The following is a 25,249-nucleotide window of genomic DNA, read 5'->3' on the forward strand; positions in this document are numbered from 1 at the left end:
TAAATAAAAAGCCTCTACGATTTGTAGAGACTTTTTATTTATTAATATTATTATCTTATTTTACTGGTTCAACTGTATCTAGGTAAGTAAATTTACCATCTTTTACAACCTTGATAACCGCACTCTTTACTGCATCTCCATTTTGATCAAGGGTAATAATTCCTGCTGCACCCATAAAATCTGTTGTTTGGGCAATAGCATCTCTAATCGCGACAGAATCTGTTGTGTTCGCTCTTTCAATAGCATCCAGTATAACTAAGTATGCATCAAACCCAAGAGCAGTAACAGATGCAGGCTCCTGGTTGTATTTCTTTCTATAAGCATCTAAGAACTCTTTTGATTTCTCAGTAATTGGTACTTCAGAAGTAAAGAAGGTAGAGAATACAGCTCCTTCTACAGCTTCTAGGCCGATATCAATAAATTCAGGTGTTTCCCAAGTATCGCCACCAAGAATCGGAATATTGATGCCAAGCTGTTTTGCTTGCTTAATCAATAACGCTGATTCTGTAAAGTTTCCTGGAGCAAAGATTACGTCAGGATTTAATTGCTTGATGTTTGTTAACTGAGCAGTAAAATCTTGATCGTTTGTGTTATAGCTCGCGCTGCCAACGATAGCATTTTCATCTCCCGTGAGCTCTTTGAATGCGTCTGTGAAGAATTTCGCAAGACCCACAGAGTAGTCAGAGGATACTTCTTGGATGATCGCAGCCTTCTTTGCACCAAGTCTATTGATTGCATAGTTTGCCATAACTGTTCCTTGGAATGGATCGATGAAACAAACTCTGAAATAATAATCATTGTTTAATGTTACCAATGGATTTGTGCAAGATGCACCTACTGCAGGGATTTTAGCATTTTTTACTGCATCTCCCGCTGCCATTGATAAAGAACTTCCCCAGCTGCCGATGATTGCTGAAACTTTATCCTTTTCAATCAAACGAGCCGCTGCACTAGCCGCTTCAACTTTGTCTGATTTATTATCAACAATCACCAATTCAACTTTTTTCCCTAATACTGTTGGGTATAGTTCGTTAGCTAATTTTACACCTTCCAGCTCAATTGCCCCGCCTGCTGCATTTGCTCCTGTAAGCGGCTGAAAAACCCCAATCTTAATGACATCCGATTCTGCTGAAGCAGGTTGATCTGCACTTTGAGGTGCCGGTTTTGCACATCCAGTAAACGTCAATACCACTACCAACATCAATGCAATGATCAAAGACATCTTTTTGTTTAGCTTTTTCACATTTTCTCCCCCTTTTTCACTCAAAACTTTATATGTATATGTAAAGCCAGTTCTCGTTTTTGTTCTCAATACCCCCTTTATTTGTGAAGTATTCTTAACGAAAATGTTACAATTTCTTAAATATTAATTCTATTAAAGTATTTTAGCATATTCGTTTAATGAAATGCAATATGTATGTACCTATAAAGCATTAATTTTATATATAAAATCATTCATACCGCTTTTATCCAAGTAGTACACACTTCCATTAGAATATATGCATGGTTTTGCCTTAGATATACCTGCACATCAGAAAAGAGAAGATATACAGAATAGGCTTCTGAGAGAATGCAGAAAATATAGATGATATGCAACTGTTTCTACTTGAGGTGACATCTATGGACTTATCAATTATTCAAAAATTCAACTTTATAGATAATATTAAACCCTTTGCTACATCTCTACTCATACTGATAATTTCTTTTTTTCTCATAAGGTTTGTCATGATTCTCACCAGCAAAGCAATAGAAATCACAAAGTTCAATGAACAGCGCGAAAAAACGATCAAAAGTATTATTGACTCCCTCTTTTCCTACTTTATATTAACCTTTGCAGTACTAAATATATTGAGTGAATTTGGTTTAATTCGTAAAACTACTGTACTTACCGGTGCTGGAATCATTACATTAGTGGCTGGATTGGGTGCTCAAAATCTAATTAAAGATATTATCAATGGTTTTTTTATTCTTTTTGAGCGGCAAATGAGAGTAGGAGATTTTGTAAGCATTAATGAGCAATACTTAGGAACTGTAGAAGAAATTGGACTACGGGCCACTGCTATTCGAGAGTGGTCTATGAAAAAAGTATATATTCCCAATGGGGAAATCAAAACCTTAAAAAATTATTTTAAAGAGAGAGCCAGGGTGATTTTAGAAGTGGTAGTCCCCTTTGAAGAAGATCATCAGTTGGTGGAGAGCACGTTAAGAGAGGTTTGCAGTTATATTAATGAAACCTATGCAGATAAGCTCTATCGCATTGGCAATATCAGCTATGCTGAATTCAGCCTTTATGGAATTATGTCTCTGGATGGCAAAGAAGGCGGTGCCAAATATATCATTACAGGTGTCGTTAATCCTCATTCCCAATGGCTTTTACGCAACAGGGCCTATGAGCATATTTTAAAAGTATTCCGTCAAAAACAAATTCGCATTGCATATCCTACGATACGGATAAATCAGCCTACTTCTACAGAGTTGAATACGCAAAGTGATTTACTGGAAAAAATTGAAACGGATGATCTTCCGAAAAAGTGATCATCCGTTTTATTAAGGTTTTTCCATTAATTCAAACAATTCTTGTTTTGATTTTGGCACTGCAAACTCTTTCAAATAGGGCTTGCTCTTTAATAAGGCTTCATAGACCTCTATGATCCAGGGTTTCTGTAAATCTGCCTCGCAGAGCACTTTTTCGTTTTGAAAAATCTCCTCGGGGACTCCTTCTGCAAAGAGCGTTCCATCCTTCATAACAAAAACATAGTCCGCCCAAGGGTATACCTTGTCTATATCATGGGTAGACAAGACAATCGTTTTGCCTTCATGATTCAGCAGGTCAAAAAAATTCATTAACTCTTCACTGGTTTTCGGATCTACAAAGGCTGTTGGCTCATCTAAGAAAATCACCTCTGGCTCCATTGCAAGGATATCTGCAATGGAAACCCGCTTTTTCTGTCCTCCACTTAAAAAATGAGTGGGGCGGTCCTTTAAGTATGTAATGTCGGTTTTAGATAGTGCCTCCATTACCTTTTCCTTAATCATAGCCTTCGGCATACCGAGGTTTATCGGGCCAAAGGATACCTCTTGAAAAACATTAGCAGAGAATAATTGAATATTGGGATCCTGAAAAACAATGCCCACATTCTTTCTTAAAGCAAGCAGCTCCTTCTTTCCATAGGAAATCGGCTGATTGTGATAGTATATTTTCCCACCGGTGGCTCTGTGTACGCCATTCAACGTTAGAAACAGGGTTGTTTTCCCTGCACCATTGGGGCCAATAATAGCAATTTTTTTTCCTTGTTCAAAGGCAATCGACATATTATTGAGGGCTTTGGTTCCATCTGGGTATGAAAATTCCAATTCCTTTGTCTGAATAATGTATTGTGTCAAAAAATCCCCTCCATTACTTTTTCCCTATATATTATAACAAGATTGCCAATCCAATGAAAAATATTTCTGCTATTATAATGAACCGAATATTTTTGCTACAGTAAACATATTCTTCCTCTAATACTTCTAAGCTTCCTGTGTATCCCCTTGTAGATAAAGCAGTAAAAAGCTCCTGAGATCGTTGAAAGCTCTTTATGAAAAGATTAGATACTAACTGTCCGAGGGAGTGATAACTTTTGCTAATGGAAGCATATCCCAATCGACATTCCTGTGATAAGTACATCATCGATGCAGTTTCTAAAAGAACAAAAATGAATCGATAAATAATTGTCATCATTTCTGTAAGAATACGGGGCACTCTCATTTGCTTTAATATCCATATTACATCTACCATAGGCGTCGTTAGTGCTAAAAAGTATAGGCATGTCACTGACGCATAAGCTCTTGAGAAGGTTAGCACAGCCTGATCAAAGCCCTGCTTCTCCACTCCAATCATCCAATTTCCCACTTTGAAGCCATAGGTGAGCAGAGAAGGGTTTCTTGTTATCGTTACAGCAATTCCCAGAACTCCTACAGATAAAAATGCCAATGGCACAAGCATGAGTTTAAAGTAAGCTTTGAAAGGAATTTTTGCATAATATAGGATCAAAAACGACATAAAGGCTATTACAGAAAAATGTAATAACCATGTCTTGAAAAACATGCATATAACGAGGGTTCCCATAGACAATGCAAATTTCTCCATCGGATGAATCTGCTTTAATCGATTCATATAAGCATAGTGATCAATAGAGATCATGAATTTGTCACCGCTTTGCTTTTATTTTTCCCTGCCATATAACCTAAATAGTAAGTAATAATACCCGTTCCAATTGCAGCCTGCAGAGCAAAAAGTAAGCTTTCAATCTCTCCGCTGGGGGGTTCCCAAAGGGCTTCAAACCATGGCTCATAATCAGGCTGCAGCATCGTAATCATCTCTTCTGCTTCTCCATCTGCTCCACCGTATTCTGCATCAGGCAAAATCAATAGTGGAATAATAGAAATTATTACTACCATTAGGAGTAGAATCATATTTTTCTTCCCGAGCTTCATACTTTTTCCCCCTTTATCAGTGTCAATTGATTGAGTTCCTTTTCATGATGGGATGTTAATAAGTTATAAATAACAACGGTCAATAATCCTTCACTAATCGCTAGGGGTACCTGCGTCAAAGCGAAAATCCCCATGAATTTTCCTATCGCTGCTATCATTCCTACTTCTCCCGGAAAAGCCAATCCTAATTGAATGGATGTAACTATATAAGTAACTAAGTTTCCACAAGCCGCAGCAGCAAAAACACTGATTGCCTTGGATGTTCCTGCCTTATTAAGGGTTCTAAACAATAGATAAGAAGTTATTGGCCCTGCAATCCCCATAGAGAATACATTTGCTCCTAAGGTTGTCAATCCCCCATGAGCCAGTAAAATTGCCTGAAATAGCAAAACAATCAAAGCCAATATACTGGTAGCAGCAGGCCCAAATAATATCGCACTCAAGCCTACTCCTGTTGGGTGAGAACAACTTCCCGTTACAGAAGGAAGCTTTAAGGAAGAAAGTACGAAAGCAAAGGCACCACAAAGACCTAAAAGCATTTTCATGTTTGCACTCTCATTGGTGATTCTTTTTATAGATTGTATCCCCATCCATATAAATGGTAAGGATACAACCAACCATAGCGCAGCCCACATCGGTGGCAAAAACCCTTCCATAATGTGCATAGCATAGACCTTTTGTGTACTAAATAATACTGCAATAAATGCAAAAACTGAAGTGTAACGAATATACTTTTTAAAATGCATTTTTCCTCCCCCTTCATTTCCTTTAGATATCTGTAATGAAAGCTTACCGCTTTCAAACTGTAAAAAAGACAATAAAAAAAACTAACGTGGAGCGTTAGATTTACGATAGTTCATCACTTCATGTGATTTTATACCATACTTCCTTCCCTCCGAAGGTCCCAAAGTAAACATAGGCAGGTTTCCTGGCTCGCGTTTTATCCTACTTCCTCGTCTTCCCCATCTTGGGTGACCTGCTGAGGTTTCGTATACGCTTACAGTAGCGGGGGCTGCACCGGAGTTTAACCGGATTTCCCTATTCTCCTCCAAAAGAGGCACCTATATTTGATGTTTTATTTTCATCTATTATTATATTGGATTTAAATCAACTATTCAACAATCTTGCATATTCTCCTGTTTTCGACTACTATTTGCCCAAATTTCTCTTCTATTTAACGGTTTTTTTTGCATATTCTCATCTTTATATGCCTTAAATGCATCTAAATGATTATAGAACTTCTATAAAACTATATAGCTTCTTTTCATTTTGTTTGGTGATCAATGCCTTTTCTTCTGTATTCTCCATCTCCACATGGGTTTCCAACTCTGTAGTAACAATTTTATTGATCATCATTAGATTAATAATATAGGATTGATGGGATCTGAAGAAATGTCGGTTATCCAATTTTTTTTCAATGGAATTTAAACTGGTGTTTAAACTATATGTACCTTCCACAGTAACCATATCTGTTTTACGCCCATTTTTCACAAACATAATGATGTTTTTCTTCGGCATAAATAGCCGTTCCATGCCACTCTTAACGCATACCTTTCCATGTATTAATTTTGTTTCTTTGATCTCTTCCATTTTATCCAACTCCTACGCTTTTCATCCTTACAAAATCCGATTTTCTCTTATTATATCAAAATCCCAAAACTGCTACAACTTAAATCAAAAGCAAATCTTCTTCTAATCATACGAGTGAAATTTGGAAAACTTTTAGTTTTTTTGTTAATATATGTAGGTTTAGTAAAAATAATGGGTACCAATAATTCATGTTATATTTTTATCATAGAAATAAAGGAGGTAAATAAATTGGCACAAACAATAAACTTTGAAGCATTGATTGAAGAAGTAGGCAGGTGCTGTCTTTCTGAAAATCTCTGCGGTACCTGTTCTAAAGAGCAATGTTTGATAGGCTATTCGAAGAAATCGCTTCTTATTGCAATCAGACAACAAAGCGAATTTATTGATGGAGGTTATGATGCAATACCTTATCAAGACACAAAGGTATACGACGACGACGTTCTAGTCGATGTATTGGGATTTCTCCTCCATCAATGCAAAAACTGTAACCTGTATCATGATGAAGAATGTGTTATTAATATCATTAGAAGTGCCTTAGAGGTTGTTTTACTGGGCGACGCACAAGAATACAAGGGTAGTTCCTTTATTTATCTCAATGATATCAAAAAGATAAAGCCCGATATAGCGGATCAGATCTACGCCGCTTTTCAGAAAAGAAAGAGAGGATGATCGTTTCATGGAAAGAATCAATTTAGCAGTAGAAAATACTTTAGGAGAAACAAAAGGTACAGCAATAGAACGTATTGTAAAGCAAAACTTCACTGGCGAAACTAGTGAAGTGGGAATGTACCTGGCAATGGCTCGTTTAGCTCAAAGACAAGGTTATCCTGAAGCAGCTGAAGTCTTAAAGACAATGGCTTGGGAAGAAGCGGAGCATGCAGCTCATTTCGCAGAGCTTAATGGTATGATACAAGAAAATATTTTTGACAATATTCGTCAAATGCTAGAGGGCGAAGTTTTTGCAAATGAAGAAAAACTTAAGGCCGCTGCAAAAGCAGAAGAATTGGGATTGCTCGCTGCTCGAGATTACTTTAATGAATCCGCTAAGGATGAAGGACGTCATGCGCGAATGCTGGAGGGTATATTGAACCGCTATTGTAGATAATCAGAAGAGAGGAGCCTATCACTCCTCCTTTTTTTCTCGCTGTATTTCACAGTAACGGATAAATCGCTCCATTATATCCTTCTCTTGCTTGAAGAACTCTACTAAATTTTCAATAGCATAAATGGTACTTGCTTTTAGATGGCTTTCTAATAGCACCGCCTCTTCTGATGGATCGCTTCCGCTATTAATGATGAATAAAAATTCCTGCAAAATACTATTCCTCTTGATAATCAATTTTCCTAATGATTTTCCTTCGTTGGTCAATCCTATCGTACCATATCGATCGTATTGAATGTACCCTTCTCTGTGCAGTCTTTTTAAAACTCGAAACAATAGCGCTGGCGTGGCTTGAATGCGCTTTCCGATTTCTCGAGGTGTAAAGGTGGTTTTTTCTAGTGACATTTGATAAATTTCCTCTAAATAGCTTTCTAAATCAGGTGTCATTCTATAAGCCTCCCCCTTTAAGAATTTCTTTTTATAATTAAAACAGTTATGCATTGTGTGGGATAACATAACTCATCCTTGGAGCTAGTTCCCCAAGGATGAGTGAATAAAGAACAGATGCATCAAATGCTATCCATTACAAAGATATTTATTTTTTTAAAAAATATGCTTACTTCATACATCTTTACTTTTACAATTAAAATTATCTGTGCATACTGCTAGCTTGTATCACCGATGTTTGCTTCTGGTTAAAGGCTTCAACGGTCTTCATCACGATCTCCCGATCTTCATAGAATATGATGACAATATCACCTGCTTGTGCCATTTTCATAGCTTTTTCCAATGCTGCTTCTTCAAGAATTTCAATCTCTAACCGCTTTGGATCTGCACCACCCCTGATGCAGCCATCGTAAAGAATTTCTGCTACTTCACCGCAATTTCTGCCTCGTTTATCTCTATCTTCTTTGATAAAAATATGGTCAAAACTCTGTCCGGAAAGAATTCCAACCTCCTTGATGCTAGCATCCAGCCGGTCTCCTGGGACACCAATCACGCCAATCAGGCGATTGATCTTCATTTTTCTTAATCCCTCAATAACTTTTTTGTAGCCATCAAAGTTATGGCCATAGTCCACAACAACCTTGAAATCTGCTACATCATACATATTAAATCTTCCCGGATTTTGATTTTCATCACATTTGAAATTGATCAATGCACGATTGATTATTTCTGAACTGATCCCTAGTCCCCACGCAGCAGCTGCTGCTGCCAAGCTGTTTTCAACATTATGGGTTAATATTCCTCCATAGGTTGCAGGAATATTTTCTACATTTACTACAGGAATCTTGTCTTTGTCTGTAACCAAGTAGATAATATTATCCTTTATATATACTACGCGGCCTCCGTCTTTGATATGTTTCACTACATATTTATTGTTGCTGTCCTTGGAGAAAAGAATCAAGTTCCCATAAGCTTTATCACGAACAGATAAGCAGTATTCATCATCTGCGTTTATAACCGCATATCCATCATCTTTTATGGCTTCCACGATTAATGCCTTGGTATGAGCTAGATCTTCCATGGTTTCAATTCCGTCTATCCCTAAATGATCATCAGTAATATTGGTAATCACACCTACATCTGCCAAGTCATATCCTAAGCCTCTATTGACAATCCCGCCTCTAGCTGTTTCTAATACTGCAGCGGTTACTTTTCTATTCATTAGTATTTGTAAGGCACTGCCCGGGCCGGTAGTATCACCTTTTTCAATACACTGATCATTTATATAGATTCCCCCAGTAGTAGTCATCCCTACATAATGTCCCGCTTCCTTTAAAATAGCACCAATCATGCGTGTCGTTGTTGTTTTACCATTGGTTCCTGTTACAGAGACTAATGGCATATGATAGGCTTTCTCGTCCGGGAATAATGATTTAACAATTTCTTCAGCTACATTTCTTGAAATCCCTGAAGAAGGATAATGATGCATTCGAATCCCCGGTGCAGCATTAATTTCGATTAAAGCACCGCCTGTAACAGACAAAGGTTTTGTAATATCTGTTGTGGTGATATCAATGCCTGCTACATCCAGTTCAATCAATTCTGCTGCTCTCACACAGATTGTTTTGATATCTTCATGGATAAAGTCTGTCACATCTACTGCAATGCCCCCTGTACTGAGATTATCGTTTTCCCGTAGGTATACTCGCTCGCCTTCAGAAGGAATCTCTTCTAAAGTTCTTTGATTTTTCTTCAGAAGCAGCATCATCACTTCATCCACTTTGATTTTTGTCAGTGGTTTTTCATGACCTTCTCCTCTCAGTGGATTTCTATTTTCCTGCTCGATCAATTGAGCAATCGTATGAACTCCGTCTCCCACAACATGGGCTGGAATTCTTTCTGAAGCTGCTACTACTTTATCTTTTACAACCAGAATCCGATAATGCCTTCCTTCTATATACTTTTCTACAAGTGCCTGATCTGTATATTCTTTTACGGCTTGATAGGCTGTCAGTACATCTTCATCACTATTGATATTTAAAGAAACACCCTTTCCTTGATTTCCATTATAGGGTTTAACCACTACAGGATATCCCATTTCTCTAGCCACTTCCAGAACCTCAAACTCGTTTTTTGCAATTCTCCCCTCAGGAACAGGAATTCCATTTTGTCTCATGAAAAAATTCGTCATCCATTTATCACAGGATATATCTACGGAAATACAACTAGCCCGCTCTGTCAGGGTTGCTTGGACCAGCTTTCGTTTAGCTCCATAACCCAGCTGCAGCAGGCTGCCATCACCTATTCTGATTACAGGAATTTTCCTCTTGCGCGCTTCCAGCTCTATCGCTTCTGTACTAGGCCCTAAGTCCAATTCAACTGCTTTTTTCCGAATGTTTTCTAATCGTTCTTCTATTTGAACAGGTAATCCTTTCAAAATATGGTCAAGAATCTCAAAAGCCATGAATCCGGCTTCTGTGCCAGCCATTTCGTTATAATAGGTATAAATTATGTTATATATAGAAGGGGCACTCTCCCTTCGTGCTTTTCCAAATCGAACTTTATAGCCCATTAATTGCTGCAGTTCAATTGCTGTATGTTCCATTACGTGAGCAAGGTACGTTCCTCTTTTTAAACGGACTACAAAGCCTCCCTTGTAGCCTTCTGAGCATTTGTGTTCTTTCAAACCCGGTAAGATAGAAATCAGTCTTTCATTAAACCCGGGAATGTCACAAGTAGGCGTATCGTATAATTCTTCCAAATCTACCGTCATCTTGATGATAGGATTATGACTATACAAATTTCTGCCTCTTAATGCTCTTACATTTAAGATTTTCATCTGTATTCCTCCTATAGTTACTGTGCAGCTTTTTCATTCTTTTTTTTATTATTGCAAAATTCTGTCTTAATGATTGGATATTTCTTAGCCAGGCTATAGCCATATCCACTAGGCAGGACATGGAGCTTTACTTCAGTGATCGCCAAAGGCTCATTAGGATACTGCTCGCAGGTATTGGTAAATGTTATAGATCTTCCATCAATCACTGTAACTACACCAGAACCTGCAACCTGAAATTCACCCTTATTATCCAGAATGATCGCTGTATTTTCATCTATGCCAATACCCAGCGAATGAGGATTTTGGGCAATTGCAGAAAGCAACCTTCCAATTCTTCCCCGTTGATTGAAATGTTGGTCAATGATAACCCCTTCGATTAGCCCCATACCTGGCGCCATCTTGATCGTACAACGGCTGGGTGCTTCTTTGTCTACACCCTCTACTACCATAATTTCACTCATCATAGATGCACCTGCGCTGGTGCCGGCTATTACTTTTCCCAGATCTACAGCTTTATGCAGATTTTCATGGATCTTGGTTCCTCCAAGAATAGAAGAAATCCTCAATTGATCTCCACCTGTAAAAAAAATACAATCTCCCTTTAACATTTGGCCATTGATTTCATCATCATTGGCATCATCCCGGTTTTCAATATTTAAAACAATCGTTGTTTCAATTCCTAAACTTTTAAAAACTTTTTTGTATTGTTCCCCCGCTTCTTCGGGCTGTTGGGTAGCGGTAGTAATAAGCACAAACCTTGGGTCTTTTTTATTGCTTAATTCTACCAATTTTTTCAGGATTACTTTATCCATTTTTTTATCTTCAGCTCCACCGATAACTACTAGATAAGTATCCTTATGTACTATCATTTCTCATCCTCCTGCACTCCTTATGCGCATTGAATTGCTACAGTTATTTGATATTTTTTCCAAAATTTTGCTCTTTCCATACATTTATTTATTATTTTCTTTTTTGTCTAATCTATACTTTCATAACTTATTTTTGTATTCATACTTTCATCATTGATCCTCCATAATAAAGATAGAAGGGAGCGATGCAATCATGCCTTGGAAACGCGGTAAAATAAAATTTGATGATGGTTCCGTTTATCCAGCGGAATTGCTGGTTAAAGAAGATGGAGAAGTATGGAATGTAAAAGTGCTTAAAGATAATAAGGTCATTGAGGAAATCGATGCACAGCATTTTGCAAATAAGTTGAAGAAAGATGTTTCATCCGTCTATCCTTTTACCTATGAAATTACAGAATAAAATTAATAAAATATTGTTCAAAATAGGCTCAGCTGCATCTATAGATGCAGCTGAGCCTATTTTGTTTTTTCTTTATTATTTTACATGGGATAGATTATAAAACAGTACAGATACTAGTAGTGAATTAGGAGGTGTTGCAAATGAAAATCGCAATTATGGGAGCAGGTTTGTCAGGCCTAGCTTGCGCCATCACATTAGAAAAGCAAGGTCTCTTTTCCACGGTCTTTGAACGTAGAAATCAGGTGGGTGATCGGTTTATCAATGGTGAGATCATGCTTGCTATACTTTCTAGACCCATTCGTGATGATCTGGCTTATCTATCCGAAAAGCACGGCATTTTTTTGAAACCTACGGGTAACATCAAAACTCTGCATCTTCATTCACAGCATAATCATGCGCTAATTACAGGAGCATTGGGTTTTAATAATCTCAGAGGCCGCCATGATCATTCCTTCGAGAAACAGCTGGAAGGTCAATTAACAAAAACAGAGATTATTTTTAATTCCGATAAGTCCTACGAAGAGTTGCTTCAAGAGTATACCCATGTAATCATGGCTACAGGAGATGCAGCATATGCAGCAAAAGTACAAAATTATCATCAAGATCTAACAGTCTCACTCAAAGGCTGTATTGTTAAAGGAAAATTTGATCGTTATACGACCGCCGCTTGGTTAGATCATCATATTGCCCCAAAAGGCTACGGATACTTTATTCCTTTTTCTGATACAGAAGGAAATCTTGTAATTGCATATCCTGATTATCCTGAAAATATGGAACAGGATATAGAAGCCCTATGGCAACGCTTTTATCAAAGGATATGTTTTGAATTTCAACAAGATTTAAAAATTGTAGACGGTTTTCAGATTCGGAACTATATTATCGGAAGCTGTAAATCTCCCCGCATCGGCAACACCTTTTTTGTTGGCAATTGCTTTGGCTCTATTATGCCATTTCTTGGATTTGGACAACTGACATCACTCTTGACTGGTATTTATGCAGCTTATGATTTATGTGGCTTAGGCAACTATGAAAAACTTACGATCCCGCTTAAACGCAGTTATGAGCAATCTATTATTTTAAGGAAGACAATGGAGCAATTGAGCAATTCGCAATATGATTTCTTCGTAAAATCGCTAAATGGTTCCTTTGGTCATCGACTGTTTCACACCAAGCGTATTAGTCCGCTAAAGGTAGCCAGTTATCTGCTGCGACCCTTCGTTTCGGAAAAATCTGGGGGTATTGAAACTGATTAGCATTTTTTGCTACATCATTGATAAAGGGTATATCATGACCGGGAGAACACTGTTCTCCCCTACAATACCGCTTTTCGAACTCAAAAATATCAAAAGTAGATTTCCCGTAGGGGCGACCTGTGGTCGCCCGTTATACATACCACCGCCGGACGACCACAGGTCGTCCCTACTGATGCAGGAATCTATAAGTACATACCTGACTTTCCAAAACCATAAACATCAAACCCCTTCACAAATCTTATTTTTTCTGCTATACTATCATTAAGCATTAGCTTATAAAATAAACAAAAGTTGGTGGACCTATGACATCCAGAGAAAAGGAAATATTAGAACTACTCAAAAAAAATCCTCAGATTTCTCAACAGGAATTGGCAGATATACTTGGGATTACCCGGTCCTCTGCTGCCGTGCATATCACCAATCTCATGAAGAAAGGCTATATTCTTGGCAAAGGTTATCTGTTGAAAGCACAGGATTATGTAGTCGTAATCGGTGGTGCGAATATAGATATTCATGGTTTTCCAAAAATCAAGCTTATTCCTAGAGACTCTAATCCAGGTAATATCAAGACTTCCCCAGGTGGTGTAGGCAGAAATATCGCTGAAAATCTTTCAAAGTTAGGTGTTGCAGTAAAATTGCTGTCCGCTTTAGGAGAAGATTTGCATGGAGAAAATCTGCTGAAGGAATGTAAAAAATCAGGAATTGATATGGATCACTGCTATTTTTCCAAGGATTTTCCTACCTCAACCTACTTATGCATACTTGATCATAATGGTGATATGTTTGCTGCCATTGCAGATATGAAGATACAGGAAAAGATATCTGTAGAATATATTCGTGAAAAAGCTCATATCATTGACCATGCATCCGTTGCCATTTTAGACACCAATCTTCCGGAAGATACCCTAACCTACCTGCTTCAACATTTTCACAGTACTGATTTTTTCTTAGATCCCGTTTCCACAACAAAGGCAGAGAAGGTAAAAGATAAGATTGGTCTCTTTCATACGATTAAGCCAAATCGCATGGAAGCAGAAATCCTTTCCGGTGCCTCCATTCGTTCAGAAGCAGATTTGAAAACCGCAGCCATTTATTTTTTTTCTAAGGGCGTTAAGCGGGTATTTATTACACTGGGGGAAGATGGATTGTATTGTGGAGAACCATCAGAGCAATATTTGCTGCAATCTCCTAAGGTTTCTCCTGTGAATGCCACTGGTGCCGGTGATGCCTTCATGGCCGCTTTGGCCTACTGCCATACGCAGCAGATGTCATTGAAAGACACTGCCCACTTTGCTACAGCTGCATCTATTGTGGCGTTATCCCACGAGGACACGATTCATCCACTGATGAGTATTGATACTGTACAAAAAAAACTAAGGGAGTTGAATCTATAATGGAAAAGTACCTAGAAATAAAATCAGAAATAAAAAAGGCCTTGGCCGATAAAAAGCCAGTAGTAGCTTTAGAATCTACCATCATTTCCCATGGGATGCCCTATCCTCAAAATATTGAAACGGCGAAAAAAGTAGAAGCGTTAATCAGGGAAAACGGTGCAGTTCCGGCAACGATTGGCATTCTTCAGGGAAAAATGAAGGTTGGACTGACAGAAGAAGAATTGAATTATATGGGCAAGGGAGAAGATATTCTAAAGGTCAGCCGCAGAGATCTTCCTTTCGTACTGGCAAAGGAGCTTAATGGTGCCACAACGGTAGCTTCTACAATGATCATCGCTGCACTGGCAGGCATTAAGGTATTCGTTACCGGCGGGATCGGAGGGGTCCATCGAGGTGCCCAGGAAACCTTCGATATTTCTGCTGACCTAATGGAACTGGCCCACACAGACGTAGCCGTTGTCTGCGCCGGTGCCAAATCAATATTGGATATCGGCTTAACATTAGAGTATCTGGAAACCCATGGTGTTCCTGTTGTTGGCTTTCAGACCGCCGATTTCCCGGCCTTCTTCACAAGAAAAAGTGGTTATCCGGTAGATTACCGTGTTGATACAGTTGAAGAAGTTGCTGCTGCAATGAAGGCAAAATGGAATTTAAATCTCCATGGCGGTATGATTATCGGTAATCCTATTCCATTGGAACATGAGATGAATCGGCAGCTGATTGATCAGGCTATTGCAGATGCATTAAAAGAAGCCAATGAACAAGGAATCAAAGGAAAGCAAATCACACCGTTCCTGCTTTCAAAGATCAAAGGGATTACTGAGGGTAAAAGCCTGCAATCAAATATTGAATTGGTTTATAATAATGCAAGAGTAGGTGCCCAAATCGCAGCTGCCTACGCAAGACTATAATAAAAAAGGCTCTTCTTATGAAAGAGTCTTTTTTATTTAATTTCTAATAGACTATTATACTTTCCATTAATCCATACAAAAAGATAATAAAAAGAAAAATAAGGCAACAATAGAAGAAAAGAAAAAAGATTGGGGTTACAAGCTTGGCCACTTCCCTAATTTGAAGGAAAAAAGCTTGAAGGAAGGAGAAAAAATATTATGACGCTTAATTTAAATGAAAATGTAAATACCCTATTTGAAAATTTGGAACAATTCTTAACCTCAAAAACAGTAATAGGTGAAGCCATAGGAATCGGTGAAATCACACTAGTTCCTATTATCAATCTAACCTTCGGCGTAGGAACTGGTGGTGGCAATGGCAGCGATGAGAAAGGCATTAAGGGAATGGGCGCAGGCGGAGGTGTCGGTGCAAAAGTTGCACCTGCTGCAATTCTCGTTATTAAGGGTGACAGCGTAGAAATGCTTCCAATCAAGAGTTCAAACGGATTAGAAAAGCTAATGGATAGGGTGCCTGAAATTGTATCAAAAATAAAGATCAAAAAGGGCGGGATTTCCAAAGGCGAAGAATAAGCGGCAGATTTTTCCGCTTATTCTTTTTATTGAGCAGGGGAACACGCTCATTCGTCTCTATCGCTTGGTATATAGAGAATTCATCGGAATGTATGTTGCAAACCATGCAATCCGGTTGATTTATCCATACCACGCTTATAATAAATCCTATGTAAATAATTGACGTATACTTGCACTTCCAGATTTATAATGTATCTTTGCCTGCGCCCCATTGATCAGAGTAAGCTGTGGCGGCATGTGTCCAATATCCGTATCATATAAAACCGGGATGTTTAACTCTCCGAAAGCTGCCTGCAGGGCATCTACATAGGTAAAGTCTTCTGTATCCGCATACCCTTCCACTCTGCCGTAGAGTATACCCTTACAGTTTTTAAACCAATCACACTGCTTCATTTGCCATAAAGTTCTATAAATATCTGTTGCGTTCATTTCGCAGCTTTCAAAGTACCACACAATACCTTCCTGACATTGTTCTATGTACTCTCCTACCGGCGCATACTGTGTCCCGATTAACTTGCAAAGCACATCCATGCAGCCTCCCAGCAGCCGACCTTCAAACTTGACTTCTTTTTTATTGCCTAGCATTTTCCATTCCACTTTTTCCGTCAAATGATAGGCTGGAAACTTCGTTTCTGTAACAGGCAGCCATTCTTTTTGATAATGGGTAAGACTATGCTGTTCGAAACTTTCTCCTGCTTCTGTGGCTAAAATGTTTAAAGCAGCCAATACTGATTCATGGGGAGATTCATTGCTAAAATCCATAAAGTTAGGGCCGTGTGCCGTAGCTATATTCAATTTTAAAGTCATAACAAACAGCAAGGTGCTGGTATCTGAAAAACCCATAATCCACTTTGGCGGCATATCCCTCAAAGTCTCAAAGTCCAGATAAGGCAGGATATCTACCAAGAGTTCTCCTCCCCAAGGGGGAATGATGGCTTTGGTTACCGGATCAGTATAAAACTTCATAAATTCTGCAGCGCGCTGTTCCCCTGATCCACTGGCAGCCTTGTACTGATTTCTTACCAGCGGTGTTTCTATACAATGATAGCCTCTTGCAACCATTTGTCTAATTCCGTACTCCAGCTTCCGAATAAAGGGTCCTGTCACACCCGAAGATGGTGCTATGATTCCAATAAGATCACCTTTTTTTAAAGGCTCAGGATATCTCAGCATCTTAACACTCCTTTCTATCACTTTAATTATTATACTAAAAATGGAATTTATTGTATATCTGATATTTTTTTATCCTATGCAACTTTTCCTCAGTAATAGCGTCTAAATAAACATATGCAGTAAAGATTAAGATTTGTTATATATTTGTATGGCAAATTTAACGGATAATCAAGGTGAAAACTTCCACTTGGAAGTTTTTATATAAAGAGAGTTGCTCTCTGAAAAAAATCCCCGCAAAACAGGAACCCGCTGCTAAGTCAATCTTACAGCGGGTTCTTGCTGAGTTCATTCTTATGATCCTTCATCGTTCTGGAAATTACTAATGTTACCAGGATAGCCATAGCAGTTCTGCTTCCCAGCAGCAGCCAGCCATTGGCTCCGATAGCCGCAAAAATCAAAGTATCTTCTATAACAGCGTGACAGGCAATTAGAAATACACCAATCAGAGTCGTATCCTTTTTTGATAAATTTCCCTCTTTTGCACTTTGCAAAATAACTCCTGCGCCATAGGATAATCCAAAGATCAAACCCACCAATAATGGAAAAGTAGCCTCCTTTGACATCCGAAAGGGCTTTACAATAAAATCTAGTCCTGTAGAAATTTTATCTAGGACTTTATAATCTTTTGCCAGCTGCATGACTACCATCAGGGGAATAACAATTTTAGCAATGGAATAAACAGATTTTATGCTCCCCAATATAGCTTCCTTTAAAACTTCTACCATAAAATTTCACCTACCCTTGATACAATCAGGCCAGCGATTACTGCTAAACCCATTCTTATAAAAAGTACATTTGACAGCTTCATACCCAGCTTTTTCGTAATCGCTGTCTCCATAAACAAACTGTGTGAAAAAGACAGCATAATTGCTATAATCGTCGCCTCCAGCGGTGTCAAGCTCATGGCTTTCATTGCGCCAATGGCACCATATAGGGTTGACACATTTCCTATAACCAGAACAATTGCTGCCTCTCCAGGCAAATGAAAAATCTGCATAAGTGGCTCAAACACCTCTGCAATCCAATCAATAACCGGTGTATACTTTAAAAAGGTCACAAAAAAATAAATGGGAACAATGATTTTCCCAAGCATCCAGGTAGTCTCAAACCCCTTTTTCAAGCCACTTTTTATCGAATTTCCCAGCATTTGATCTCACCCTTCTCTACATTTTCCTACTATAATATTGTAAAATTATTTCGAGTCCCTACAAAAAATTATACCACAAAATTATCGCTGTTGTCCCAGATAAATGGTATGCCCAGTAAAGTTTTTTTCAGCATCCCGCCATAATTGATATTTGATGGTTTCAGGATATACGGCTATAGTGGTTTTCTCTATTTCCTCTTTAGAATAGAATCTTGATTCAACAATAAACTGATCCTCTACTTCCGGATCAATCCCCGTCTTTACGGCTTCATTTTCTGCTTCTGCCGTAAAGAAGAGCCCTACATGATGGATATTCTTTTTCCAATCAATATATTCCCTTACATAAACCAGTTTTCCTGGCATACACTTAATACAGCACTCTTCCCGAACTTCTCTAACCAATGCGTCTGTAACACTTTCATCTCCTTCTAACCCTCCACCTGGAAGGGTCAGCCACTCCTCTTTTGTTTCTGGATCTCGATGAAATACCAGCAACAGTTCATGATTGCGGTTAAAAATTATTGCTGCTGCCCGAACACGAATATACATAACGCTCACCCTTTATCCCTTTTCCTATCCTTATTATGCCACACATCACTGCATTTTCCCATAGAATATTCTGTTTTTTCCTTTAATTTATTGGTAAACCTATCTTTCTTTAAATTCGGTTATGCTATACTGGAAATAGATGTATAAAAACGATATTATAATCGATGATCGTTTTTATCTGCACATAAGAATTGGAGGGGTGTATCATGCAATATAGGAAATTTGGAAAAGAAGGTTTTGATGTTTCTGTTTTAGGCTTTGGCTGTATGCGTCTGCCTATTTTAGATGGTGATGATAGCAAGATCCATGAAGCTGAAGCTATATCCATGCTAAGAAAAAGTATTGATCTAGGGGTAAATTATGTGGACACTGCCTTTTTTTATCATAAAGGTAATAGTGAGCGCTTTGTAAGCAAAGCACTGGCAGATGGTTATCGTGAGAAGGTTTATCTGGCAACGAAACTCCCGGTATGGCTTACTAATAGCTACGAAGATTTTGATAAGTATCTGAATCAACAGTTAAAAAATCTAGATACCGATTGGATTGACTGTTATTTATTACATGGATTACATAAAGAGGTATGGGAAAAAATAAAAAACCTAGAGGTACTAGACTTTCTGGATGCAGCAAAAAAAGACGGCCGTATTAAGTATGCAGGTTTCTCTTTCCATGATGAGGTAGACTTATTCAAAGAAATCGCGGATGCCTATGATTGGGATTTTTGTCAGATTCAGCTAAATTACACAGATACTGCTTATCAGGCCGGAATAGAAGGGTTAGGCTATGCCAATGATAAAAATATTCCTGTCATTATCATGGAACCCTTAAAAGGCGGCCGTCTTACCATAAATCCACCGGATGATATCATGACATTATGGGCACAGTCTGAAGTTCAGAGAACCCCTGCTGAATGGGCACTGCGCTGGGTATGCAATCAACCAGAGGTAACACTGGTATTGAGCGGTATGAGTACAATGGAGCAAGTAGAGGAAAATATTAAGATCGTAGAGGATGCCTACCCCAATACATTAACCGAAGCAGATCTGAAGATCATTGATGCAGTCAAAGAAAAGTACCAGCAGATGATCAAAGTGAATTGCACAGGCTGTGAGTATTGTATGCCCTGTCCTGTGGGAGTGAACATTCCACGAAATTTTACCCTCTACAATGACGTATTTATGTATAATTTAATAGACCCTTCCATTCAAACCTATAACAACTGGTTAAAAGAAAATGAACGGGCATCCGCCTGTGCTGCCTGCGGTAAATGTATGGAAGTCTGTCCACAAAACATCGATATCATAGAGCACCTAAAGGATGTTCACAAGACCCTATCAAAAAAATAGTCCGCTTAAGAAGCTGTATCTTTAAAAAATAAAAATTTAGTGGCCGAATTAAAAAAGTTACAAAAATACGCTTAGCATGCCGGCATGCTAAGCGTATTTTTTAGAATGAAAATCCTATTTTTTCTTCGTGATTACCATTTCACAGCAGTCCTGTCCCTTGCTAAGCAGTTGTTTAAACTCAAGATCCAAATGAGGGAAACATTCAATCATACCGTAATCCCCAAAGCTTGCTAATTCACACAGCTTTGCTACTTCCTCCGGACTACATCCCAGCTTCTTCCAAGCTTCCACCAATGCACAATACCTAAATTTAATCACACTTTCATTTTCATCCAGTTTTACCGGCTCCATGGCAAAGGCTTCTCTCGGATGACCTGATAGGATGGCATTCGCAAAATCCAAGGCGGTTTTTGCTTCTCCAATAGCGATCCCCTTCATATTTCCAAATTCCTTAATTGCTTTCTCCGCGATCTTATCTACATCCGCATTTTCTTCCTTCGCATATTTCAGCAGCAGATAAAACCATCTTGCCCGATCCTCAATAGCAGCTCTAAAAGCATCTGTTAACTCTTGTTGTGAGTATATTTTATCACACATTGTCATTGTCCTCCTTTAAGTTTCTGTTTATTCGCCTAAATAGGCCTTTTTCACTGCATCACTCTCTAATAATGTTTTTGCTTCATCTGCTAAAACAATTTTACCTGTTTCCAGAACATAACACCGATGGGCAATCATTAAGGCCATTCTCGCATTTTGCTCAATCAACAGAATTGTTGTTCCCTGCTCGTTTATTTCCTTAATCAATTGAAAGATTGTCTCTACCAGCAAAGGAGCCAGTCCCAAGGAGGGTTCATCCAACAGCAGCAGTCTAGGCTTACTCATTAACGCTCTTCCAATGGCAAGCATCTGCTGTTCCCCACCGCTTAATGTTCCTGCTGTCTGCTGTTTTCTCTCATATAATCTGGGAAATAAGGCATAAATCCTTTCAAAGGATTCGTCAAGTTCAGCTTTATCATTTCGTGTAAAAGCACCCATCTCCAAATTTTCAAGGACTGTCATCCTGGGAAAAACCTGCCTGCCTTCCGGTGACAGAGAAATTCCTAGCTTTACGATTTCTGAAGCAGATTTGTTGGTGATCTCCTTCCCTTGAAAAGTGATTTCCCCTGTCCTTGGCTTCATCAACCCCGCAATGGCTTTTAGTATTGTCGTTTTTCCTGCACCATTGCTGCCAATCAGGCTTACGATTTCTTTTTCCTTTATTTCCAGGGAAATCCCTTTTAGTGCTTGGATATTTCCATAGAAGGCTTGAACATTGGACAAAGCCAGCATAATCTTACGCCCCCTTTCCCAAATAGGCTTCTATTACATTTCTATTGGTGCGAATCTCCAGGGGTGTTCCCTCTGCAATCTTTGCTCCATGATCCAGCACATAAATTCTATCAGAAATATTCATCACAAGCTTCATGTCATGTTCAATCAACAATACAGTAACACCCGTATTTCTTATTTGGCTGATATATCCATTCAGATCACAGGTTTCTTGTGGGTTCATTCCTGCAGCTGGCTCATCCAGCAGCAGGAGCTTTGGTTCGGAAGCCAGTGCTCTAATAATTTCAAGTCTTCGCTGTTCTCCATAGGAAAGGTTTTTTGCATCCTCGTCATATTTTTCTTCTAACCCTACCGCCGTCAACAGTTCTATTGCTTTTTCCCTGCTTCTCTTTTCTTCTTTTTGAAAAGCTTTTGTACGTAATATGCTGGCGAGGATGCCATTCTTTGTTTTTGAATGCATGCCAAGCATCACATTTTCAAGAACACTCATGTTCGGAAAAAGTCTTATATTCTGGAAAGTTCTAGCCATTCCAAGTGTCGTTACCTTCTCCGGAGACTGCCCGTCAATTTGAATTCCGTCGAAGTGGATACTCCCGGAAGTAGGAGAATATAAGCCTGTCAATATGTTAAAAAAAGTCGTTTTTCCTGCACCATTTGGGCCAATTAAGCTGACAATCTCACCTTCTCTTACATATAAGTCCACATTATCTACTGCTTTTAGACCCCCAAACTGCTTGCTGATATTCTTTACCTCTAAAAGAATCATTTTGAATTTCCCCTCCTTTCCTTTGAGTGAATCGTACACCTCCCAGAATGCCTTGCGGTCTGATCAACATCATCAAAATCAAGATGAGACCATAGATAACCATACGATAATCTTGTAATGACCGCAATAGTTCCGGAGCGGTCACTAAAATAGCCGCACCTAGGATCGTCCCTGGAATGCTGCCCATTCCGCCAAGGATGACAATACTTAGAATCTGTATGGATTCATCAAAAGTAAAGCTTTGAGGATCAATATAGCTTACATAGTGGGCATAAAAACTCCCAGCAACGCCTGCCAAGAATGCACCCATCGAAAATGCCAAAATCTTATAGTTTGTTGTATATATACCCATATATTGCGCGGCCAGCTCATCTTCTCGAATCGCCATAAAGGCCCTGCCAACTCTAGAGTTTACGATTCTTGAAATCAGTAAAACCGTAATCATTGCCAGTATGCAAATCACATAATAATATCCTAAATTGCTTTGCAATTCATATCCAAATATGCTAATGGCAGGGATCCCTGGAATTCCCATCGGTCCTCTGGTTAACTGCATCCAGTTCAAAGCTGTGATTCTAATGATCTCCCCAAAGCCTAAAGTTACAATAGCCAGGTATGCCCCTTGCAATTTTAGCGTAGGGATTCCTAATAAGAACCCTAAGAATGCAGCCATAAGGCCACTTAATGGTGCAGTGATACCAAATCCCATTCCATAACGGGTACTTAAAATAGCTGATGTATATGCCCCAATGCCATAAAAAGCTGCATGTCCCAGAGATAACTGTCCGGTAAATCCTGTAATGAGATTTAAACTAAGGCCCAGAATTATATAAATGCCAACCATTATAAGCATTCTTAAGACAAAATTGCTTAGTCCTAAAAAAGGAAGAACGAAGAAAACCAGACTTATCAAAAAGATTAAAAGAATCCACAGAATGTTTTTGTTTTTGAGATATTCAATCATGGAAAATCACCTACACTTTCTTCTGAACCTGTCTTCCTAGCAGTCCTGTGGGTTTTACCATCAGCACGGCAATGAGAATTGCAAATGCGATGGCATCACGATAGCCTCCATGAATATATCCTGCAGACAGCGTCTCGATGACCCCGATCAACAATCCGCCAATCACTGCACCAGGAAGTACCCCGATACCGCCTAATACAGCAGCTGCAAATGCCTTTAACCCTGTCATAAATCCCATCATAGGGTCTACCGTCTGATAATACATGCCAATCATAATCCCTGCCACGGCAGCCAGAGCCGCACCTAAAAAAAATGTAAATGAAATTACCTGATCTACATGGATTCCCATCAGTTTTGCAGCTTCCATATTCTGCGCAGTCGCCCGCATGGCTTTTCCCATTTTGGTTTTTTGAATAATCACCGTTAGGGTGGCCATCAATATAAAACAGACGGCCATAATCAATAGTTGAAAATAAGATATCTTGACTCCCATTATATTTGTCGTTCCAAGATTTAAAACCATGGGAAAGTTTTTGGTTTCAGACCCCCACAGCAACATCACCATGTTTTGCAGAAATATAGAGACTCCAATGGTACTAATTAAGCTTGTAACCTTTGGTGCATTTTTTATCCTTAATGGGTATAAGCATATTTTATCAATCAGTATACCCAACACCCCTGTTATTACTAAGCTCAAAAGGAATGCCATAAAAAAATTGATTTTAAATGCTGTAATCAACATCATACATATAAAAGCGCCAAACATATATACTGCTCCGTGAGAAAAGTTCACGAGTTCCAAAATACCAAATACCATTGTATAACCAATAGCAGTTAATGCATATGCACTTCCAAGGGTAATGCCATTAATCATTTGCTGTAGTAGCATTTTCTCACTCCCATTTGAATGAAGTTGAATGAAGGTTTATCCCCTTTTCAGCGGATAAACCCTTTCTTCATCTATTCAACAATCGTAAACTTGCCATCCTTTATTTGAAGTACTTTCAGACTTTTCACAACATCTCTATTCTCATTAAAGGTAGTATTTCCCGTTACACCCGGATAATCTTTCATTTCCGCCAAGGCATCACGGATTGCAGTTCTATCTGTCCCTGCTGTTTTAATCGCTTCGATCATCATTCCCATGGTATCATAAGCAACTGCTGCAAATTGATCCGGATCCGCATTATAACCAGCCTTAAAGTTTGCTATAAAATCCTGAACCAATGGATTGGTATCTCCGGGGAAGAAGTTCGTAGATAAGTATAAGCCTTCTACTGCATCACCAGCTAATTTAATTAACTCTTCATTATAGAGAGAACTCAAACCTGCCATAGGGATATCATATCCTAGCTGCTTCATCTGCTGTGCAATCATCCCTGTTTCTGAATAAAAAGCTGCTAAAAATAATACATCCGGCTTCTTTTCATTGATTTTAGTCAGCGTTGGTGTAAAGTCTTTTGTTTGGCCACCGATGAAAGTTTCCTCTGCTACGATTTCAGCACCCAACTCCTTCGCCGCACTGGTAAAGTTATCCTTTGCTGTAATCCCCCAGTCATTATTAATGTAGATCACTGCAATTTTCTTGCCCTGCATGCCATTGACTACCATATCTGCTACAATAGGGCCTTCAATCGCTTGTGTATTAATATTTCTGAACATATACGTTCCCTGTTTTGTAAAATCAGGATGTGATGCTGTCGGGGAGAATTCTACCAATCCTGCCTTTTGATAAATAGGAGCTGTTGCTAAACTGGCTGTACTTGAAAAGTGGCCAATAACCCCTACTACATTTTTATCTTCCACAAGGCGTTGTGCAACATTTGCAGCTTCTTTCGGATCGTTTTTATCGTCCATCAGAAGAATTTTTACTTCTTTTCCATCAATTCCACCATTTTCATTGATTTCTTTTACCTTTAATGCGGTTCCTTTTCTAAAAGCTTCACCATACTGTGCATAATCACCTGATAAGGGGCCTGTAACTGCAATGGTGATGCTCTCTTTCGCTGCATCCTTCTCCCCACCGGAAGTATTGCTTGGTTGGGAACAGGCCGCCAGTACCAGCGACATGATTAATATGAGTGTAACGAAAATAATGGACTTACGGGTTTTCTTCATGACTTC

General features: G+C 38.8%; 28 protein-coding genes and 1 riboswitch. Of the genes, 9 read left to right on the forward strand and 19 right to left on the reverse strand.

All coding sequences use genetic code 11. From position 1 onward, the window contains the following. Positions 1 to 55: 55 nt before the first annotated feature. Positions 56 to 1,243 carry an ABC transporter substrate-binding protein gene (locus Gferi_RS05785; RefSeq protein ID WP_330389598.1) on the reverse strand — a complete coding sequence of 396 codons (1,188 nt, stop codon included), beginning with the start codon at positions 1,241 to 1,243 and terminating at the stop codon, positions 56 to 58. Positions 1,244 to 1,620: 377 nt separating this feature from the next. Here Gferi_RS05785 and Gferi_RS05790 point away from each other — a divergent pair, with 377 nt between their 5' ends. Further along, positions 1,621 to 2,535 carry a mechanosensitive ion channel family protein gene (locus tag Gferi_RS05790; RefSeq protein WP_069974677.1) on the forward strand — a complete coding sequence of 305 codons (915 nt, stop codon included), beginning with the start codon at positions 1,621 to 1,623 and terminating at the stop codon, positions 2,533 to 2,535. Between the two features lie 12 nt (positions 2,536 to 2,547). Here Gferi_RS05790 and Gferi_RS05795 read toward each other — a convergent pair whose 3' ends face one another. The 5 genes from Gferi_RS05795 to Gferi_RS05815 form a co-directional block, all read right to left on the reverse strand. Next, on the reverse strand, positions 2,548 to 3,384 hold the full coding sequence (locus Gferi_RS05795) for an energy-coupling factor ABC transporter ATP-binding protein (protein ID WP_069974678.1): 837 nt from the start codon (positions 3,382 to 3,384) through the stop codon (positions 2,548 to 2,550). A gap of 31 nt (positions 3,385 to 3,415) precedes the next feature. After that, a complete protein-coding gene (gene cbiQ / locus Gferi_RS05800; protein ID WP_069974679.1) occupies positions 3,416 to 4,183 on the reverse strand; it encodes a cobalt ECF transporter T component CbiQ in 768 nt (255 codons plus the stop codon). Then, positions 4,180 to 4,476: an energy-coupling factor ABC transporter substrate-binding protein gene (locus Gferi_RS05805; RefSeq protein ID WP_069974680.1), complete on the reverse strand. Its 297-nt coding sequence runs from the start codon at positions 4,474 to 4,476 to the stop codon at positions 4,180 to 4,182. Before Gferi_RS05805 ends, cbiQ begins: the two co-directional genes overlap by 4 nt. Then, positions 4,473 to 5,222, reverse strand: coding sequence for an energy-coupling factor ABC transporter permease (locus tag Gferi_RS05810; protein ID WP_069974681.1), 750 nt, complete (start codon positions 5,220 to 5,222; stop codon positions 4,473 to 4,475). Before Gferi_RS05810 ends, Gferi_RS05805 begins: the two co-directional genes overlap by 4 nt. Before the next feature lie 155 nt (positions 5,223 to 5,377). Continuing rightward, positions 5,378 to 5,556, reverse strand: a riboswitch (cobalamin riboswitch). Positions 5,557 to 5,706: 150 nt separating this feature from the next. Beyond that, positions 5,707 to 6,066: a LytTR family DNA-binding domain-containing protein gene (locus tag Gferi_RS05815; protein WP_069974682.1), complete on the reverse strand. Its 360-nt coding sequence runs from the start codon at positions 6,064 to 6,066 to the stop codon at positions 5,707 to 5,709. A gap of 228 nt (positions 6,067 to 6,294) precedes the next feature. Between Gferi_RS05815 and Gferi_RS05820 the strand changes: the two genes are divergently transcribed. Both Gferi_RS05820 and Gferi_RS05825 read left to right on the forward strand, forming a co-directional pair. Continuing rightward, positions 6,295 to 6,735: a hypothetical protein gene (locus tag Gferi_RS05820; protein ID WP_069974683.1), complete on the forward strand. Its 441-nt coding sequence runs from the start codon at positions 6,295 to 6,297 to the stop codon at positions 6,733 to 6,735. Positions 6,736 to 6,742: 7 nt separating this feature from the next. Further along, complete coding sequence (locus Gferi_RS05825; protein ID WP_069974684.1) at positions 6,743 to 7,171, forward strand: ferritin-like domain-containing protein; 429 nt, start codon at positions 6,743 to 6,745, stop codon at positions 7,169 to 7,171. Between the two features lie 18 nt (positions 7,172 to 7,189). Here Gferi_RS05825 and Gferi_RS05830 read toward each other — a convergent pair whose 3' ends face one another. The 3 genes from Gferi_RS05830 to Gferi_RS05840 all read right to left on the reverse strand — a co-directional run bounded on the left by Gferi_RS05830 (position 7,190) and on the right by Gferi_RS05840 (position 11,323). Next, complete coding sequence (locus Gferi_RS05830) at positions 7,190 to 7,615, reverse strand: metal-dependent transcriptional regulator (RefSeq protein WP_069974685.1); 426 nt, start codon at positions 7,613 to 7,615, stop codon at positions 7,190 to 7,192. A 202-nt stretch (positions 7,616 to 7,817) separates the two neighbouring features. Continuing rightward, the gene (cphA, locus tag Gferi_RS05835; RefSeq protein ID WP_069974686.1) at positions 7,818 to 10,454 is read right to left on the reverse strand and encodes a cyanophycin synthetase; all 2,637 of its coding nucleotides are present in this window, start codon (positions 10,452 to 10,454) and stop codon (positions 7,818 to 7,820) included. Positions 10,455 to 10,471: 17 nt separating this feature from the next. Next, positions 10,472 to 11,323 (reverse strand): cyanophycinase, encoded by an 852-nt coding sequence (locus tag Gferi_RS05840; RefSeq protein WP_069974687.1) that lies wholly within the window; start codon positions 11,321 to 11,323, stop codon positions 10,472 to 10,474. Positions 11,324 to 11,516: 193 nt separating this feature from the next. On the opposite strand from Gferi_RS05840, the gene Gferi_RS05845 reads away from it, so the two are divergent. The 5 genes from Gferi_RS05845 (at position 11,517) to Gferi_RS05865 (ending at position 15,851) form a co-directional block, all read left to right on the forward strand. Continuing rightward, the gene (locus Gferi_RS05845) at positions 11,517 to 11,723 is read left to right on the forward strand and encodes a hypothetical protein (protein ID WP_069974688.1); all 207 of its coding nucleotides are present in this window, start codon (positions 11,517 to 11,519) and stop codon (positions 11,721 to 11,723) included. Between the two features lie 140 nt (positions 11,724 to 11,863). Continuing rightward, the gene (locus Gferi_RS05850; RefSeq protein ID WP_069974689.1) at positions 11,864 to 12,976 is read left to right on the forward strand and encodes an FAD-binding oxidoreductase; all 1,113 of its coding nucleotides are present in this window, start codon (positions 11,864 to 11,866) and stop codon (positions 12,974 to 12,976) included. Between the two features lie 302 nt (positions 12,977 to 13,278). Next, complete coding sequence (locus Gferi_RS05855) at positions 13,279 to 14,370, forward strand: PfkB family carbohydrate kinase (RefSeq protein ID WP_069974690.1); 1,092 nt, start codon at positions 13,279 to 13,281, stop codon at positions 14,368 to 14,370. Beyond that, complete coding sequence (locus Gferi_RS05860) at positions 14,370 to 15,281, forward strand: pseudouridine-5'-phosphate glycosidase (protein ID WP_330389600.1); 912 nt, start codon at positions 14,370 to 14,372, stop codon at positions 15,279 to 15,281. The genes Gferi_RS05855 and Gferi_RS05860 overlap by 1 nt, the downstream gene beginning before the upstream one ends. A 198-nt stretch (positions 15,282 to 15,479) precedes the next feature. Beyond that, positions 15,480 to 15,851: a GerW family sporulation protein gene (locus Gferi_RS05865; protein ID WP_069974692.1), complete on the forward strand. Its 372-nt coding sequence runs from the start codon at positions 15,480 to 15,482 to the stop codon at positions 15,849 to 15,851. Positions 15,852 to 15,998: 147 nt separating this feature from the next. Here Gferi_RS05865 and Gferi_RS05870 read toward each other — a convergent pair whose 3' ends face one another. The 4 genes from Gferi_RS05870 to Gferi_RS05885 all read right to left on the reverse strand — a co-directional run bounded on the left by Gferi_RS05870 (position 15,999) and on the right by Gferi_RS05885 (position 18,720). Beyond that, entirely contained in the window at positions 15,999 to 17,024 is a 1,026-nt protein-coding gene (locus tag Gferi_RS05870; RefSeq protein ID WP_069974693.1) for a S66 family peptidase, read from the reverse strand. A gap of 263 nt (positions 17,025 to 17,287) precedes the next feature. Continuing rightward, entirely contained in the window at positions 17,288 to 17,749 is a 462-nt protein-coding gene (locus Gferi_RS05875) for a nucleoside recognition domain-containing protein (protein ID WP_069974694.1), read from the reverse strand. Then, complete coding sequence (locus tag Gferi_RS05880; RefSeq protein WP_069974695.1) at positions 17,743 to 18,171, reverse strand: nucleoside recognition domain-containing protein; 429 nt, start codon at positions 18,169 to 18,171, stop codon at positions 17,743 to 17,745. Before Gferi_RS05880 ends, Gferi_RS05875 begins: the two co-directional genes overlap by 7 nt. An 81-nt stretch (positions 18,172 to 18,252) precedes the next feature. Then, a complete protein-coding gene (locus Gferi_RS05885) occupies positions 18,253 to 18,720 on the reverse strand; it encodes an NUDIX domain-containing protein (protein ID WP_069974696.1) in 468 nt (155 codons plus the stop codon). 206 nt (positions 18,721 to 18,926) lie between these two features. Here Gferi_RS05885 and Gferi_RS05890 point away from each other — a divergent pair, with 206 nt between their 5' ends. Continuing rightward, positions 18,927 to 20,066: an aldo/keto reductase gene (locus Gferi_RS05890; RefSeq protein WP_069974697.1), complete on the forward strand. Its 1,140-nt coding sequence runs from the start codon at positions 18,927 to 18,929 to the stop codon at positions 20,064 to 20,066. A gap of 114 nt (positions 20,067 to 20,180) precedes the next feature. Here Gferi_RS05890 and Gferi_RS05895 read toward each other — a convergent pair whose 3' ends face one another. The 6 genes from Gferi_RS05895 to Gferi_RS05920 all read right to left on the reverse strand — a co-directional run bounded on the left by Gferi_RS05895 (position 20,181) and on the right by Gferi_RS05920 (position 25,243). Further along, the gene (locus tag Gferi_RS05895; protein ID WP_069974698.1) at positions 20,181 to 20,663 is read right to left on the reverse strand and encodes an L-2-amino-thiazoline-4-carboxylic acid hydrolase; all 483 of its coding nucleotides are present in this window, start codon (positions 20,661 to 20,663) and stop codon (positions 20,181 to 20,183) included. A 27-nt stretch (positions 20,664 to 20,690) separates the two neighbouring features. Continuing rightward, a complete protein-coding gene (locus Gferi_RS05900; protein WP_069974699.1) occupies positions 20,691 to 21,395 on the reverse strand; it encodes an ABC transporter ATP-binding protein in 705 nt (234 codons plus the stop codon). A 4-nt stretch (positions 21,396 to 21,399) separates the two neighbouring features. Then, on the reverse strand, positions 21,400 to 22,161 hold the full coding sequence (locus Gferi_RS05905) for an ABC transporter ATP-binding protein (protein ID WP_069974700.1): 762 nt from the start codon (positions 22,159 to 22,161) through the stop codon (positions 21,400 to 21,402). Further along, the gene (locus Gferi_RS05910; RefSeq protein WP_069974701.1) at positions 22,100 to 23,125 is read right to left on the reverse strand and encodes a branched-chain amino acid ABC transporter permease; all 1,026 of its coding nucleotides are present in this window, start codon (positions 23,123 to 23,125) and stop codon (positions 22,100 to 22,102) included. The genes Gferi_RS05905 and Gferi_RS05910 overlap by 62 nt, the downstream gene beginning before the upstream one ends. 10 nt (positions 23,126 to 23,135) lie before the next feature. After that, positions 23,136 to 24,014: a branched-chain amino acid ABC transporter permease gene (locus tag Gferi_RS05915; RefSeq protein WP_069974702.1), complete on the reverse strand. Its 879-nt coding sequence runs from the start codon at positions 24,012 to 24,014 to the stop codon at positions 23,136 to 23,138. 71 nt (positions 24,015 to 24,085) lie between these two features. Continuing rightward, a complete protein-coding gene (locus tag Gferi_RS05920; protein WP_069974703.1) occupies positions 24,086 to 25,243 on the reverse strand; it encodes an ABC transporter substrate-binding protein in 1,158 nt (385 codons plus the stop codon). Positions 25,244 to 25,249: the final 6 nt, after the last annotated feature.

Source organism: Geosporobacter ferrireducens (genome assembly GCF_001750685.1).
Classification (GTDB): domain Bacteria; phylum Bacillota; class Clostridia; order Peptostreptococcales; family Thermotaleaceae; genus Geosporobacter; species Geosporobacter ferrireducens.